This is a genomic window from Rhodococcus sp. K11/5 (assembly GCF_055193735.1).
This window is the reverse complement of record NZ_CM143721.1, coordinates 1,986,793-2,002,158: the sequence shown is the minus strand read 5'-3', so window position 1 is coordinate 2,002,158 and position 15,366 is coordinate 1,986,793. Positions and strand designations below refer to the sequence as shown.

Sequence of the window (15,366 nt, the reverse complement as noted above, 5' to 3'; positions counted from 1 at the left end):
ACTTACGCCTCCGTAGGTTACGGTCGCGTATGTGTGTGACGCATCACCGCGCGGCGACCGCGGATGCCTGGTGCCGAGCCGAGCGGAACGCAGCGCGAGCTTCCGAACGCGCCTCGCGCAGGGCCGATCGCAGGCCCCGCTTACGTCCGGTGATCGCGTCGAAACGCACCCGGTCGACCACCGAGTTCTCGCCGGTGTGGAACCGCTTCTCCGAGCTGGTCTCCGGGGCATCGTCCGAGGTCCGACGCAGTACCGAGTCGGGAAGCGCGAGCTTGAAGATGGTGCGAAGCGACAGCCAGTACTGCGTCGCCAGGTGACCGGTGGTGTACGGCAGGTCGTATTTGTCGCACAACTGACGCACCGTGGTCGAGATCTCGGCGTATCGGTTGCTCGGCAGATCCGGGAACATGTGGTGCTCGATCTGGTAGCAGAGGTTGCCGCTCATGAACGCCATCGCCGGTCCGGCGGTGAAGTTGGCGCTGCCCAGCATCTGGCGCAGGTACCACTCCTCCCGCGTCTCGGTCTCGAACTGGCCCATCGTGAACTTCTCGGCCCCGTCCGGGAAGTGGCCGCAGAAGATCACCGCGTACGCCCAGAGGTTGCGGATCACGTTGGCGGTCAGGTTCGCGCCGACGGCCCGGCGCCACCCCGGTCCGGCGAGCGCCGGGAACAGCACGAAGTCCTTGACCACCTGGGTGCCGATCTTCCGGACGAACGCTCGGTTCGGCTCGGACTTCGTCGACCAGCGCGAGCCGCCGACCTGGTCCTGAGCGGCTTCGAGGTCGTGCAGGGCGATGCCCCACTCGAACGTCAGCGCGAGCACCAGGTTGGCCAGCGGCTGCGCGAGGTTGATCGGCTTCCACTGCTCGTCGCGGGTCATGCGGAGAATGCCGAACCCGATGTCGTGGTCCATCCCGACGATGTTGGTGTACGTGTGGTGCGAGTAGTTGTGCGCTCGCTTCCACTGCGCGGACGGGCCCGTCTGGTCCCACTCCCAGTTGACGGAATGGATCTCCGGATCGTTCATCCAGTCCCACTGGCCGTGCATCACGTTGTGGCCGAGTTCCATGTTCTCGATGATCTTGCTGGTCGCCAGCAGCGCAGTGCCGACCAGTGCGGCCGGACGCCACTTCGATCCCATGATCGCGACCCGACCGGCGACTTCGAGAACGCGCTGTGCGGCGATGGTGCGTCGGATGTAGCGCGCGTCCCGCTCGCCGCGTGACTCCTCGACGTCGCGACGCAGCGCATCGAGCTCGCGCCCGAAGGCCTCGATGTCCGCGTCCGTCAGGTGCGCGAATTCCCGAATGTCCGTGATCGCCATTGGCGGTTACTCCCGAGATCGAATGTTGGCCGTCGACGGCCGAGGGGCGCGTCGTGCCTCGAGCCGACAGGTTCGGCGGGCAGCCTCCTCCGACAATAGCCGAATCCCGCGAGTTGCCGAATGGCCCCGGCGCGGGGCACATCTCACAGTTCGACCGTGCAATCCCCCGCTGCAGCCGAAATGCAGGTCTGAATGCGCTCGCCGTGCGAATGTTCCTTGCCCGAGCGCAGATCGCGCACATGACCGTCCGTCAACGGTGCGACGCAGGTCTGACAGATTCCCATCCGACACCCGAAAGGCATTGCCACGCCGACCTTCTCGCCGGCCTCGAGCAGGGTCGTGGCCCCGTCGATCTCCACCGTTCGGCCGGACACGGAGAACGTCACGGTGCCACCCTCGGCCGATCCGGAACGTGCGATCTCGAACCGTTCGGTATGCAGACGATCCGCGATCCCGGCGCCCTTCCAGACCCGCTCGAGGTCGTCCAGCATGGCAACGGGGCCACACGCCCACGTCTGCCGTTCTCGCCAATCCGGAAATCGATCATCGAGCGAGGTCGGGTCGAATTTTCCGTCCGACCGGGTCAACTGGACGTGCGAGACGAACGACTCGTGGGCCCGATCCAATCGCTCCAGTTCGGTGGCGAACATCACCTCGTCCTCGGACGGGGCGGAGTGCACGTGGACGACGTCGGGCATCCGGTCCCGGCCGTCGAGGCTGCGCAGCATTCCGATGACCGGCGTGATTCCACTGCCGGCGGTGACGAAGAGAATCTTCTCCGGCGGAGGCTCGGGCAGCGCGAAGTCCCCCTTCGGGGCGGCCAGCCGCACGATGGTGCCTGCGGGCACTCCGCCGACGAGGTGCGACGACAGAAATCCCTCCGGCATCGCCTTGACGGCGATCGAGATCTGCTTGTCCTTCCAGTCGGGCGCGGACGTCAAGGAGTACGAGCGCCAGTGCCATCGGCCGCCGATGTGCAGACCGATCCCGATGTACTGCCCCGGGCGGTAGTCGAAGTCGAAGCCCCAGCCCGGTTGGATCACGATGGTCGCCGAGGTCTCCGTCTCGGATTCGACACGCACGATGCGTCCGCGCAGCTCGCGGGCCGACCACAGCGGGTTGGCCAGATGCAGGTAATCGTCCGGGATCAGCGGGGTGGTGATCCGCGCGAGTGCGCCACGCACCAGGTTGGCCGCCGGTCGCCGCGGAGAAGACACACCGGCAACCGGAGCTTCGAGCCACTCTTTGAGTCCCACAGAGAATCCGTTCCTCGGTCCGACGGGTCGACAAGAACCACAGCTGCTAGAGCAGCTCCAGGAGAAACGGTATCTCCTGCGGCGCGTACCACGCGAGTTCGTGATCCTCGGCGTCGCCGAGGACGAACTCGGCATCGGTGTCACCCAGATCGGCGGCGTCGATCTCGGCCACCGCGGCCCGTACGGCGTCCTCGGCCCCGACCAGATCCACGTGGATCGACGCGACCTCGGCGAGGGCGAGCGGCGCGGCCAGACGTACCACCGCGTCGTCGAGATCGGGGCGAAGCTTCACGTCCTCCACATCGGCGGCGATCACCACCCGGCGGTAACGGGACGACGACGAATCCGCGACCACGGCTCCCTCGGGATCGGCGGTCTCCGCATCCTCGGCGTCGTCGATCTCCGTGCCGAGCAGTCGCATCGAGGCGCGGGCGGCCTCACGGAGCGCGACGTCCGCGAGCTCGTCGTCCTCCCCCGCGGTGTACGCCGCGCGCAGGGCGGGGGTGACGGCGAAGGCGGTCCGACTGATCGGGTTCAGCTCACCGTCGTCGACGAGCGTGTGCAGCATGGCGATGGTCGCCGGAACGAAGACCCTCACGTGAATGCGTCATCCTCTCGGGTTCTTGTCGTCGGCCGCGTCGAGGAGTTCCTCGAGCGCCTCGTGCACGAGTGTGGTCACCACATCTATATCCGGCATGGCCGCGCGATCGGCGTTGACACCGTAGTAGACGTTGCCGTCGTACGACGTGAGGCCGATGGACAAGGCCTGGTTGCGGACGAGCGGCGGTACCGGATACATCTCGAGCATCCGAGCGCCGCCGACGTACAGCGAGAACTGCGGGCCGGGCGCGTTGGTGACGATCACATTGAACATACGCTGCGACAGACTGCTGCCCACCCGCGCTCCCATCGCGTGCAGGGTCGCCGGGGCGAACCCCGTCAGCGCGATCAACGTCGACGCGGTCACCCCGTTGCTCTGGCGCAAGTGCGCCTCGGTGGCGTGCGAGACATGGGACAGGCGAACGACCGCATTGGGCTCTCCGACCGGGAGGTCGATGAGAAAGGACTCGACCTCGTTGGCGGGAAACTCGGTGGCGGACGACTCGGTGGGTGCGGCCGAGCCGACGGGGATCGACCCCGCGACCTCGGAGTCGCCGGCGGCCCGTGGGTGCACCGACAACGGAACCATCGCACGCACCGTCGTCGACGCGGTGACCGGCTCACCGCGCGAGAGCAACCAGTTCCGAAGCGCCCCGGCGACGACCGTGAGCACGACGTCGTTGACGGTGCCGCCGAACTTCGCGCGTATGCGGCGGTAATCGTCGAGATCGGTCTTGGCCACCGAGAACCGACGGTTGCGCGAGATGGTCGTGTTCAACGGACTGGTCGGCGCCGGCTGCGCCGCCGTGCGCACCACGGCCGCCACGCGTCCCACTGCCCGTACCGCGCCACCGGCAGCGTGCGCGACGTCTCCCACCGCGCCGCGAATCGCCTCGACGCCCTCACCCGGACGCGACACGAGTTCGGCCACCGCGTCCAGAACGAGTGCCTTGTCGGACGGTTCGCGGGCCGGCATCCACAGTTCCTCGGCCATGGGCGGCGGATTCTTGCTCGCGTCGAGAATGACCTGGCTGATCTCGAGAGCCTTGTCGCCGTCCACGATCGAGGAATGCGATTTGGTGAAGATGGCGAACCGGTTCCGCGCCAGACCCTCCACGAGGTACATCTCCCACAACGGGCGGGTGCGGTCGAGCGGGCGTGAGGTCAGGCGCGCCACGAGATCGTGCAGTTGCTCGGTCGATCCGGGACGCGGCAACGCGGATCGCCGAATGTGGTACGTGATGTCGAAATCGCGGTCGTCGACCCACACCGGCCGGGCCAGGCCCAACGCGACCTCGCGGACCTTCTGGCGGTAGCGCGGGACCAGCGACAAGCGACTCTCGACGAGATCGAGCAGTCCCTCGTAGGTGAAACCACCGCGAGGCAACCGGAAAATGGCAAGGGATCCCACGTGCATCGGTGTGGTGCTGGCTTCCAGGAAGTAGAACGACGCGTCCTGGGTGGTGAGTCTGGTGGCCAACGCGCAGTCCCCTCGATCGTTGCGAACGCTCAGTCTCGCACGTCACCCCCATCGGACCCACAGGTCGCCCCGCACGCGCATGCCGTCGAATCGGTTCCGCCCCCGGGGCATTTCGGGGTGGTTCGACAGCGGTGCGTCGTCGGCGCTGTGACTTCGTCCGGGCCTTCCGACATCGCGCCCGCGAGGTGGGTCGATCGTGCCAGAATCTTTCCCGTCCGACTCTCCCGGACCTCGTACTCTTCACGACCTCGACGCGATGAACGTCGCGTCCCGAGCCCTATCCGGGAGACACCGTGACCGCCCCTGACTCCTTCACACCTCCCCCGCCGCCCACACCCCTGCCGTCCACACCACCGCCGGACGCCACCGACCACGTCCTGACGAGGCGGCTCCCCCGCTCCGAACCACCGGCGACGGGTCACCCGGATCACCGCTGCGCCGCGGGCGCTCCCCGTCGACGGGGCGGAGCGCTCTCCGCGTCGCGGCCGGGTCCTCACTCGGGGCGCTCGCCCTCACCCCGGCCGGTCTCCGATCCCGACGGCGCAGCGCTGGCGGCGGCGGCCCGCATGTTCGCCGATCGGTGTCTGCGATTGATCCTGGAAGCGATCGACCGACGCCGGCCGGTCTCCACCGTGACGCCTCTGCTCTCCCCGGCGGTCGCGGGGATGATCAGCGCACTGTCGACGGCGTCGGTGCCCGGCCGATCCCGCGGGGGCGCCGTTGTTCGAACGGTGCACGTACGCCTCGTCGGGGACACGGCCGCCGAGGTGTTCGGGACCTACGCCCGCGGTGACCGGGTGTTCGCCGTCGCGGCCCACCTCACCGCTCGCCGCGGCGTGTCGCCGAGCGAATCGCGACTCTCGACGCGCTCGGCGCCGGCTCGCGGCGCCGCGTGGACGATGACCAGCCTGCGATTGTCCTGATCGGTCTACTTGCGGCGCTTGGACTTCGACGTTCGCTTGACGGGCTTGGATCCGGTGCGGGCAGCCTCGCGCCGCTGTCGACGCGTACCCGCAGCCGAACCTTCCGGCGCCTCGTCGGTGGCGCGTCGAACCGACGTTCCCCCGGTCTCGTTCGGTCCCGAGAACGTCAATCGACCGGTCTCGCTCTCCTCGAGTCCCTTCGCGCGCAGTGCGGCGGGCGCGGCCGGGCGCGACTCCGGAACGGGAACCGCAGGACGCGCCGGAGCGGCCGGAGCCGCACCCGTGGGCCGTGACTGCGCGGGGGCAGCCGGCGCCGGTACGGGGGCGCCCGCGGCGGGCGCGCCGACCGGCGACTGCAATCCGGCACCGACCTGCAGACCGACGGACGCCGCCGGGCCGGGGGTGGTCGCTTCGACCTGCAGGTTGAACAGGAATCCGACGGATTCCTCCTTCAGGCCTTCCAGCATGCCGGTGAACATGTCATACCCCTCGCGCTGGTACTCGATCAGCGGATCACGCTGAGCCATCGCGCGCAGACCGATGCCCTCCTTGAGGTAGTCCATCTCGTAGAGGTGCTCACGCCACTTACGGTCGAGGACGGAGAGCAGGACCCGACGTTCGAGCTCACGAATGCCGTTCTCGCCCGCGATCTCGTTGATCTCGACCTCGCGCTTGGCGTATGCCTCGCGGGCGTCGGTGAGCAGTGCTTCGAGCAGTTCCTCGCGAGAGAGGTCGCCCTTCTCGCCGAATTCGTTCTCTCCGGTCAGTTCCTTCTGATCGAGCGAGACGGGGTAGAGAGTCTTCAGCGCCGTCCACAGCTGATCGAGATCCCAGTCCTCCACGTACCCCTCGGTGGTGGCCCCTTCGACGTAGGCGGTGACCACGTCGGTGATCATCTGCTCGACCTGGCCCTCCATGTTCTCCCCGCGCAGAATGCGTCGCCGCTCGTCGTAGATGACCGTGCGCTGCTGGTTCATCACCTCGTCGTACTTGAGAACGTTCTTGCGGATCTCGAAGTTCTGCTGCTCGACCTGGGTCTGCGCGCTCTTGATCGCCTTCGAGACCATCTTGGCCTCGATCGGAACGTCGTCGGGCAGGTTCAGTCGCGTCATGATCGACTCGAGAGCCGAGCCGTTGAAGCGACGCATGAGTTCGTCGCCGAGCGAGAGGTAGAACCGGCTCTCGCCGGGGTCACCCTGACGACCCGCACGCCCGCGGAGCTGGTTGTCGATGCGGCGGGAGTCGTGGCGCTCGGTACCCAGCACGTAGAGCCCGCCGGCAGCTCGGACCTTGTCGGCCTCGGCCTTGACGTCGGCCTTGACCTCGTCGAGCGTGGCCTCCCATGCCTCCTGGTACTCGTCCGGCTGCTCCACCGGGTCGAGGCCGCGGCCACGCAGCGCGATGTCGGCGATGATGTCCGGGTTTCCGCCGAGCACGACGTCCGTGCCACGACCGGCCATGTTGGTCGCCACGGTGACGGCGCCGGTGCGGCCGGCCTCGGCGATGATCGTCGCCTCCTGCTCGTGGAACTTCGCGTTCAACACGTTGTGGGGCACGCCGCGCTTGGTGAACTGCTTCGACAGGTACTCCGAGCGCTCGACGCTCGTGGTGCCGATCAGCACCGGCTGGCCGTTGTCGTGCCGCTCGACGACGTCGTCGACCACCGCGTTGAACTTGGCTTCCTCGGACTTGTAGATCAGGTCGCCGTTGTCGGCGCGCACCATCGGACGGTTCGTCGGGATGGGGATGACACCGAGCGAGTAGGTCTGGTGCAGTTCGGCCGCCTCGGTCTCGGCGGTACCGGTCATCCCGGACAACTTGTCGTACAGCCGGAAGTAGTTCTGGAGCGTGATCGTCGCGAGGGTCTGGTTCTCGGCCTTGATCTCGACCTTTTCCTTGGCCTCGATCGCCTGGTGCATGCCCTCGTTGTATCGACGGCCCACGAGGATCCGGCCGGTGAACTCGTCGACGATGATGACGTCGCCGTCACGGACGATGTAATCCTTGTCGCGCTGGTACAGCTCCTTGGCCTTGATGGCGTTGTTGAGGTAGCTCACCAGGGGCGAGTTCGCGGCCTCGTAGAGGTTGTCGATGCCCAGCTGGTCCTCGACGAACTCCACGCCGGCTTCGTGCACACCGACGGTCCGCTTCTTGATGTCGATCTCGTAGTGCAGGTCGACCTTCATCATGGGCGCGATGCGCGCGAACTCCGCGTACCACTTGGACGACGCGTCCGCGGGCCCCGAGATGATCAGCGGCGTGCGGGCCTCGTCGATCAGAATGGAATCGACCTCGTCGACCACGGCGAAGTTGTGTCCGCGCTGGACGAGGTCGTCCAGCGAGTGCGTCATGTTGTCGCGCAGGTAGTCGAAGCCGAACTCGTTGTTCGTTCCGTACGTGATGTCCGCGGCGTACGCGGCCCGACGCTCGGCCGGGGTCATCCCGGACAGGATCACGTCGACGCTCAGACCGAGAAAGCGGTGGACGCGGCCCATCCACTCGGAGTCGCGCTTGGCGAGGTAGTCGTTGACCGTGACCACGTGGACGCCGTCGCCGGAGATCGCATTGAGGTAGGCGGGCAGGACACAGGTGAGGGTCTTGCCCTCACCGGTCTTCATCTCCGCCACGTTTCCGAAGTGCAATGCCGCTCCGCCCATCACCTGGACGTCGAAGTGACGCTGTTGCAGCACTCGCATGGATGCCTCGCGCGCGACGGCGAACGCCTCGGGCAGAAGTTCGTCGAGGGTCTCGCCCTCGGCGTACCGCGCGCGGAACTCGTCGGTCTTCGCCCGCAGCTCGGCGTCCGTGAGTGGCTCCACGTCGGGAGACAGGGACGACACATGGTCGGCGATGTGCTTGAGCCGCTTGACCATGCGACCTTCACCGACACGGAGCAACTTGGTAAACGACAACGACGGCACGGGCTTTACTCGTCCTCAGGATCGGCAACGGGTGGACATTCGTTCGGGCGGTGACGCCCCGGCGGGCGTACGCGATTCACTCGTCACGACACCGCCGACGCAGACCATCGTAGGCGCTGGCGTCGACACGACACTGCGGGTGCCCGTCCGGAGAAGGACGAACACCCGCAGTGATCGCGCGGAATCAGGACAGACGGATCAACCCGTAGTCGAACGCATGACGGCGATAGACGACCGAGGGGCGATCGGTCTCCTTGTCGTGGAACAGAAAGAAGTCGTGTCCGACCAGTTCCATCTCGTACAGCGCGTCGTCGACGGTCATGGGACTGGCGTCGTGGTCCTTGATCCTCACGATGCGTCCGGGACCGGCGTTCTCCTCCGGCGCGTCCGGTTCCGGATCGACCGACGTCGGTGCCAGGTCGATGGTCTCGGCCAGCGGTGCGGTGGCCTCGGCGACCGAGGTGGGCCGCTTCTCGCCGTAGTGCACCTTGCGTCGGTCCTTGGTCCGCCGCAGCCGGTTCTCCAGCTTGGTGGTCGCGGACTCGAGGGCAGCGTAGAAGCTGTCGGCGCACGCCTCGGCGCGGACGACGGGCCCCTTGCCTCGTGCGGTGATCTCCACTCGTTGACAGTTCTTGGCCTGACGTCGATTTCGCTCGTGGATGAGTTCGACGTCGAAGAGGTGGATGGTGGGATCGAACCGCTCGAGTCGAGCGAGCTTCTGTGACACGTACAGGCGGAAGTGGTCGGGGATCTCCACGTTGCGACCCTTGACGACGACGTCCGCGGACGTCTCGTCGGCAGAGGATCCCGCGTCGGCAGGGGCGCCGCCGAAATAGCCGGGATCGGTGGACGTATCGGTGGCGTCCGGCTCGGCCGAGTTCTGGGTCGAGGGATCGGAGCCCTGGACGTGCGGCTCCCGTGGGTGGGCATTCACGCGTTGTGGTGCGGTGTGCGCAGCAGTGGCTGGAGAAGTGGTCGTCATACGTACCTCCCGATAGTGGCTGCCGACGACGACGGAGGTCGAGGCAGCGGGGAAAACGTGAAGCGCCGGGGTCGATCAACGCCCGGCACCAGGTGAAGAACTACCACCTCCTCCCGGTGTTCGTGGGCGTGCGGGCGTCGACCCGGACGAGCGTTCGACGTGGTTCGAACCGTAGTCGCTCACCAGTACGTCTGCCACCGTTCACGCGATATTCACGGGGTCTTTTCAGGTCCATCCCCGGTGCGATTTCGCCATTCTCGAAACGGCGGATCACGCCGTTGTCGCTCCACCGTCGGCACTCACCGCACGTGGGCCACGACGAGTACGCCCTCCACCCGCCACTGTCGTGCCGCGAGGGCGCGCACCGTTTCCGCCGCGGTGGCGCCCGTCGTGGTCACGTCGTCCACCACGAGGCACGTTCGGACCGACGGCAACGCGGCACCGGCGCGCACCCGGACACGGCCGGACAGATTGTCCGCACGCTCCGCGGCCGAGAGTCCGACCGAATCACGCACGCGGGCATCCATTTCGACGATGTTCGCGACATCGACGCGTTCGGGTGCGAGGGATCTCGCGGTCGCCCGACACATCCGAGTCACCGGGTCGCCGCCGCGTGTCCGTGCCGCCCGTCGACGAGTCGGGGCGGGAACGAGCACCAGCTGCGACAGCTCGGGCGGGTCGATCTCGCCCGCATCCCGCAGGCGGTGGATCGCCACCGCCACGGCGGTGCCCAGCGGGACCGCCAGGTCCCGGCGACCGCGCTCTTTCGCCGCGACCACGGCGCGTCGCCGAGGCCCGCCGTACGCGCCGAGCGACCAACACGGCACTCCCACGTCGGCACGCGGCACGACGCGCACCGGATCTCCCGCGAGTTCGTCGCGACAGGCGTCGCACCAGGCCACGTCGGGGCGGCCGCAGCCTCCGCATTCGCGGGGAAGCACGAGGTCGATCAAGTTCTGCACGGGTGACGACTGTGCCCCCACCCACCGACACGGTGAGGAAGGACTCAGCCCGGCAGCACCGGGACGGCCTTCGTACCGGTCAGTCCGGGCACCTCGCGCCAGTACCGGTCGCTCGCCGGATCGCTCTCGTCGATCTGGAACACCGCACGCGAATCGGCGACGTAGGTGCTCGTCGCGGAGGCGTCCACGGACACCACGGGGGCGGTCAGGTTGCGGCTCGGCAAGCCGTCGAGGCGCGATCCGTCCACGGCGACCTCGACGATGGGAACGTCCGCGGCGGCCCGTGCCACCACGACGGTGTTACCGGTACTCCAATCGAGCGACAGTGCGGCGCTGGCCAATCCGTTGGCCACGGCTTCGGGTTCGCGCAACGCGTACACGCCGTCGGCTCGACGGACGACCACCGCGACGTAGACGGTTCCGTCCACGATGAGAGCCGCACGAACACCGTCGCGAGAGAGTCGTAGTTCGGTGATCTGACCACCGAGCTCCGTGATCGCCGAGGAGTCGACGTCGACCACCGACACCTGGCCGGTCGCCGGCTCGCGCACCGCGCGCTTCACCACGGTGCCGTCCGTGACCGCCCAGACGGCGTCGCGATCGGCTCCCCACGACGGTCTGGTGATCGACGCACCCTCCGCGACCGGGAAGGCTCCCCCGCCGTAGGTACCGATCATCAGGGCGTCCGGCTGTTGAGGCGCCGGTCGCCCCGTGTCGGAGACGGCCGCCACCAGCGTTCCGTCGGCCGACAGCGAGATCGAGCGCATGTTGTTCACGGTGCCGAAGTACCCGGGCACGGCGGTGATCCCGTCGGCGTCGATACGCACGAGGCTGCCGTTGCGAAGGGCGTGCAGACCGACGTCCGCCCCCGGTACCGCCAGGGGATCGAATTCGGCCACGTCCGCGGTGGTCCACCCGGACGGATAGGCGGGATCCAGTGGGTCGCCGTTGGCCAACAGCACGTAGGGACCCGAGATCTCGGCCTCGGCCAGCGTCCAGATGACCTGCGCCGCCAACAACTCGCGTGTCGCGGGGTCCAGTGATGCTGCCCCGTCGAAATCGATACGGACGCCGCCGAGCCCGACACCGACGGCCGTGTCCCGGCCGTCCGCCTTCGTGATCTCACCGGTGGTGGTGACGTCGTTGAGAAGGTTGCGCACCGCGGGCTCGAGCGATGCACGCGGACCCACCTGAAGCAGTGTGGTCAGGGTCGACGTCAGCGCCTCCTGGGCGGTGTTCACCCAGCGCTGATCGGGAACGAGCGTCGTTCCCGTGGGGTCCACGAAATACAGCGAACGCCGTTGGTAGGAGCTCAGGAACTGAGTACGGTCCATCACCACCCCCGAGGGCAGCTCGTCGATCCGCCATTCCCCGTTCTCGCGCACCAGGGTCAGAGCGGCATCGAACGAACCCTGCTCGGCCAGGTAGCGGCCGCCCTGCTCGAGTCGGCCCACCCGGTTCGCTCGGATGGTGTAGCTCGCGGAATCGGTGGATCGCGACTCCTCGAGCACGTCGACCTTGTCCACCACCACCGCACCCGCGCCGTCGTTCCAACGCGAGGCCGCGTCGTCGGTGAGGAACTGTCGGGCGCCGGCATGGTCCTGCGCCGGATCCGTGCTCGCCTGAACGAAGTCGCGGACCAACAGGGCGGGCTCGCGCCCCGGGGTCGGCGCCGCCTGCTCCTCGGGAAGGGACCCGCGGGCCACCTCGCCGATGGCCTGCGGTGACGACGACGCCGGCAGCGAGGCGCACCCGGACAGGAGAAGGACGAGTATCGCCATCATCACCCACAGGGTTCGAGACCTGCGTGGGCCGGCGTTCACGAGCGGCGCTCCGAGGCGTCGACCCCGACGGTCATCGGCCGAGCGGCGGGCAGAATCTGGCCACGGGGATGCTTGCGCATCGTCGGCCTCAACGGGAGCGGGCTGGACACGACCTTGCGTCCACGAACGAGTGGAACTGTGAGCCGGAAGCATGCGCCGTACCCCATCTCGCCCCACGCCTCGAGCTTGCCGTCGTGCAGCCGCGCGTCCTCGAGGCTGATGGCCAGGCCGAGCCCGGTACCACCGGAACGACGCACCCGAGACGGGTCCGACCGCCAGAAGCGATTGAAGACCAGTTTCTCTTCGCCGGGACGAAGACCGATCCCCTGGTCGCGCACCACGAATGCCGCGGCGTCGTCGTCGGCTCGCAGGCGCAGCAGCACCGGCTTGCCCTCACCGTGATCGAGGGCGTTCGCCAGGAGGTTGCGCAGGATCCGCTCGACACGACGTGGATCGACATCGGCCAGGACCGGCTCGTCCGGCACGTCGACGATCAGCTCGGTGCCGGTCTCGCGGGCGAGGTGACGCACCGTGGTCACCGCCGCGCGGGCACACATGCGAAGATCGAGCTGCTCCGAGGAGAGCTCCGCGACGCCCGCGTCGTGACGGGAGATCTCCAGCAGGTCGTTCAACAGGATCTCGAACCGGTCGAGCTCGGCCACCAGCAGTTCGGACGACCTCTTCAATGCGGGGTCGAGGCTCTCGCTCGCATCGTGGATCAACTCGGCCGCCATGCGCACCGTGGTCAGCGGTGTCCGCAACTCGTGCGACACGTCCGAGGTGAACTGGCGTTGCAGATTACCGAACTCCTCGAGCTGCGCGATCTGCTTGGACAGACTCTCCGCCATCTCGTTGAACGACATCGCGAGGCGGGCGATGTCGTCCTCGCCGCGCACCGGCATTCGCTCCTTAAGGCGACCGTCGGCAAAGCGAACCGCGATACGGGACGCCGAGCGGATGGGCACGACGACCTGCCGGGCCACGAGCATCGAGATCGCGGCCAGGAGCACCAACAGGACGGCCCCGCCGATGAACAGGGTGCCCCGCACGAGCGCCAGACTGCGCTCCTCACCGGCGAGCGGGAAGACGAGATACAGCTCGAGCGTCGACAGATCGGACGCCGTGGGACTGCCCATGATCAGGGCCGGTCCGGAGTACCCGTCGGGGTCGGACACGGTCGCGTACTGGTAGCTGACCTGGCCGACCTGCACGAACGATCGGAGAGCCTGCGGGATCTGTTCGGCGGGTCCCGTGGACGTCTCGGGACGGGCGCCGTCGCCGGGAACGATGAGCACCGGATCGAACGTACCTGCCGAACCCGACTCCGCGCCGCCCTCACCGTCGCCGCTGCGGAGCGAGGACGATGCGAGCTGCAGCCTGTTGCCGACGGTCGTCGAATCGTCGCCGGCCAGCTGGCCCTCCACCAGCGCCCGCGCTCGGTCGAGTTCCTCGGTCGCGGCGTCGATCTTGCTGTCGAGGAGACGGTCCGTGATCTGGCTGGTCAGCACCACCCCGAGCACGGAGATGACGACCAGGGACAGCGTCAGCGTCGAGACCACGACGCGAAGCTGCAGCGAGCGTCGCCAGGAATGACCGGCGGCCGTGCCGAGCAAACGCGACCACCGAACCAGCGGCGAGAAGGTGCCGTTGATCCGCCTGCGTGACCGGGACGAGAAGATCACCGGTGGCGCTGCCGCGAAGCGAGACCGGTCACGGTGGGCCGGCCTTGTACCCGACGCCTCTCACGGTCAGGACGACCTCGGGATTCTCGGGATCGATCTCGACCTTCGCGCGCAAACGCTGGACGTGCACGTTCACCAGGCGCGTGTCCGCAGCGTGGCGATACCCCCAGACCTGCTCCAGGAGAACTTCCCGGGTGAACACCTGGCGCGGCTTGCGCGCCAATGCGACCAACAGGTCGAACTCGAGAGGAGTCAGCGAGATCAGAACGCCGTCCCGCGTCACTTTGTGCGCGGGGACGTCGATGACCACGTCGCCGATCGAGAGCAGCTCGGCGGGCTCCTCCTCGGTCCGACGCAGGCGGGCTCGCACACGCGCGACGAGTTCCTTGGGCTTGAACGGCTTCATGATGTAGTCGTCGGCGCCCGATTCGAGACCGAGGACCACGTCGACGGTGTCGGTCTTGGCCGTCAGCATCACGATCGGCACTCCCGAGTCGGCGCGCAGGACGCGGCACACGTCGATACCGTTCATCCCGGGAAGCATGAGGTCGAGCAGCACGAGATCCGGGCGGTTCTCGCGCACCGCCGCCAGTGCCTGAGTACCGTCGCCGACGACGAACGGTTCGAAACCCTCACCGCGAAGAACGATGGTGAGCATCTCGGCCAGCGCCGTGTCGTCGTCGACAACCAGAATTCGTGGCTTCATGGGTCCTATCGTGTCATTTCGTCGGGCCGGGTCGGCTGATTGAGCAGGTCGGCGGCGAGTCCCTGCACGTCGACCGACTCCGAGGTCTCGTCCGGCCGGACCACGAACCACGGCGAGACCCAGGACGCGGCCGCGAGCCCCGCATAGACGGCCGCAGTACGAGCCTGCAGTCCGTGGTCCCGTTCGTACACGTCACGAGCCCGCGAGGAGTCCTCGGCTTCCCGCTCGCGAGCACGGCGCTCGGCCACCTCGACCGGCACGTCGAGGAGGATCTGCGCCGTCGGCAGCGGCAGCACTGCCCGATCGAACTCGAGGTTGCGTACCCACTCCACGATCTCGCCGTCCGCGTCCTGGTGTACCCGGGCCGCCGAGTACGCGGCGTTGGAGGCCACGTATCGATCGAGCAGCACCACGTCGTGTCGCGCGATCATCGCGCGAAGATCCGCTGCGGCACCGGCTCGGTCGAGCGCGAACAGCACGGCCATCGCGTTGACGCTGGCGGCGAGGTCACCGTGCTCGCCCCCCAGCGCCTCGGCGGCGAGATCGGCATGGAGGGATTCCCCGTATCGCGGAAATCCCACTCGGACCGCGTCGACGCCCGACTCCGACCACGCTCGCGTCAACTGCGCGGACAAGGTGAACTTGCCCGCGCCGTCGACGCCCTCGATCGCGATCAGTCGACCCATCGATCCGTACCCTTCTCGCCG

At 67.7% G+C, this 15,366-nt stretch carries 12 protein-coding genes; 1 reads left to right on the top strand and 11 read right to left on the bottom strand.

Annotation, left to right across the window (positions count from 1 at the left end):
- Positions 1-43 precede the first annotated feature (43 nt).
- The 4 genes from ACY466_RS09605 to ACY466_RS09590 all read right to left on the bottom strand — a co-directional run bounded on the left by ACY466_RS09605 (position 44) and on the right by ACY466_RS09590 (position 4,660).
- Positions 44-1,324: a fatty acid desaturase family protein gene (locus ACY466_RS09605; protein ID WP_463251962.1), complete on the bottom strand. Its 1,281-nt coding sequence runs from the start codon at positions 1,322-1,324 to the stop codon at positions 44-46.
- 143 nt (positions 1,325-1,467) lie between these two features.
- On the bottom strand, positions 1,468-2,580 hold the full coding sequence (locus tag ACY466_RS09600; RefSeq protein WP_463251961.1) for a ferredoxin reductase: 1,113 nt from the start codon (positions 2,578-2,580) through the stop codon (positions 1,468-1,470).
- 46 nt (positions 2,581-2,626) lie between these two features.
- Positions 2,627-3,178, bottom strand: a complete 552-nt coding sequence (locus ACY466_RS09595) for a DUF6912 family protein (protein WP_463251960.1) — start codon at positions 3,176-3,178, stop codon at positions 2,627-2,629.
- Between the two features lie 9 nt (positions 3,179-3,187).
- On the bottom strand, positions 3,188-4,660 hold the full coding sequence (locus ACY466_RS09590; RefSeq protein ID WP_463251959.1) for a WS/DGAT/MGAT family O-acyltransferase: 1,473 nt from the start codon (positions 4,658-4,660) through the stop codon (positions 3,188-3,190).
- Positions 4,661-4,953: 293 nt separating this feature from the next.
- On the opposite strand from ACY466_RS09590, the gene ACY466_RS09585 reads away from it, so the two are divergent.
- Complete coding sequence (locus tag ACY466_RS09585) at positions 4,954-5,583, top strand: Rv3235 family protein (RefSeq protein WP_463251958.1); 630 nt, start codon at positions 4,954-4,956, stop codon at positions 5,581-5,583.
- Between the two features lie 5 nt (positions 5,584-5,588).
- Here ACY466_RS09585 and secA read toward each other — a convergent pair whose 3' ends face one another.
- From secA to ACY466_RS09550, 7 genes are all read right to left on the bottom strand, one after another.
- A complete protein-coding gene (gene secA / locus ACY466_RS09580; protein WP_463251957.1) occupies positions 5,589-8,504 on the bottom strand; it encodes a preprotein translocase subunit SecA in 2,916 nt (971 codons plus the stop codon).
- Positions 8,505-8,688: 184 nt separating this feature from the next.
- Positions 8,689-9,486 (bottom strand): ribosome hibernation-promoting factor, HPF/YfiA family, encoded by a 798-nt coding sequence (gene hpf, locus ACY466_RS09575; RefSeq protein ID WP_463251956.1) that lies wholly within the window; start codon positions 9,484-9,486, stop codon positions 8,689-8,691.
- 299 nt (positions 9,487-9,785) lie between these two features.
- The gene (locus ACY466_RS09570) at positions 9,786-10,448 is read right to left on the bottom strand and encodes a ComF family protein (protein WP_463251955.1); all 663 of its coding nucleotides are present in this window, start codon (positions 10,446-10,448) and stop codon (positions 9,786-9,788) included.
- A 44-nt stretch (positions 10,449-10,492) separates the two neighbouring features.
- Entirely contained in the window at positions 10,493-12,232 is a 1,740-nt protein-coding gene (gene lpqB, locus ACY466_RS09565; protein WP_463251954.1) for an MtrAB system accessory lipoprotein LpqB, read from the bottom strand.
- A 35-nt stretch (positions 12,233-12,267) separates the two neighbouring features.
- Entirely contained in the window at positions 12,268-13,953 is a 1,686-nt protein-coding gene (gene mtrB, locus ACY466_RS09560; RefSeq protein WP_463251953.1) for an MtrAB system histidine kinase MtrB, read from the bottom strand.
- A 28-nt stretch (positions 13,954-13,981) separates the two neighbouring features.
- Entirely contained in the window at positions 13,982-14,659 is a 678-nt protein-coding gene (gene mtrA / locus ACY466_RS09555) for an MtrAB system response regulator MtrA (RefSeq protein WP_463251952.1), read from the bottom strand.
- A gap of 5 nt (positions 14,660-14,664) precedes the next feature.
- Entirely contained in the window at positions 14,665-15,345 is a 681-nt protein-coding gene (locus tag ACY466_RS09550) for a dTMP kinase (protein WP_463251951.1), read from the bottom strand.
- Positions 15,346-15,366: the final 21 nt, after the last annotated feature.

Coding starts and splice junctions, on each gene's coding strand:
- mtrA (WP_463251952.1), bottom strand. CDS start 14,659: ATGAAGCCACGAATTCTGGTTGTCGACGACGACACGGCGCTGGCCGAG.
- ACY466_RS09605 (WP_463251962.1), bottom strand. CDS start 1,324: ATGGCGATCACGGACATTCGGGAATTCGCGCACCTGACGGACGCGGAC.
- lpqB (WP_463251954.1), bottom strand. CDS start 12,232: ATGATGGCGATACTCGTCCTTCTCCTGTCCGGGTGCGCCTCGCTGCCG.
- hpf (WP_463251956.1), bottom strand. CDS start 9,486: ATGACGACCACTTCTCCAGCCACTGCTGCGCACACCGCACCACAACGC.
- ACY466_RS09550 (WP_463251951.1), bottom strand. CDS start 15,345: ATGGGTCGACTGATCGCGATCGAGGGCGTCGACGGCGCGGGCAAGTTC.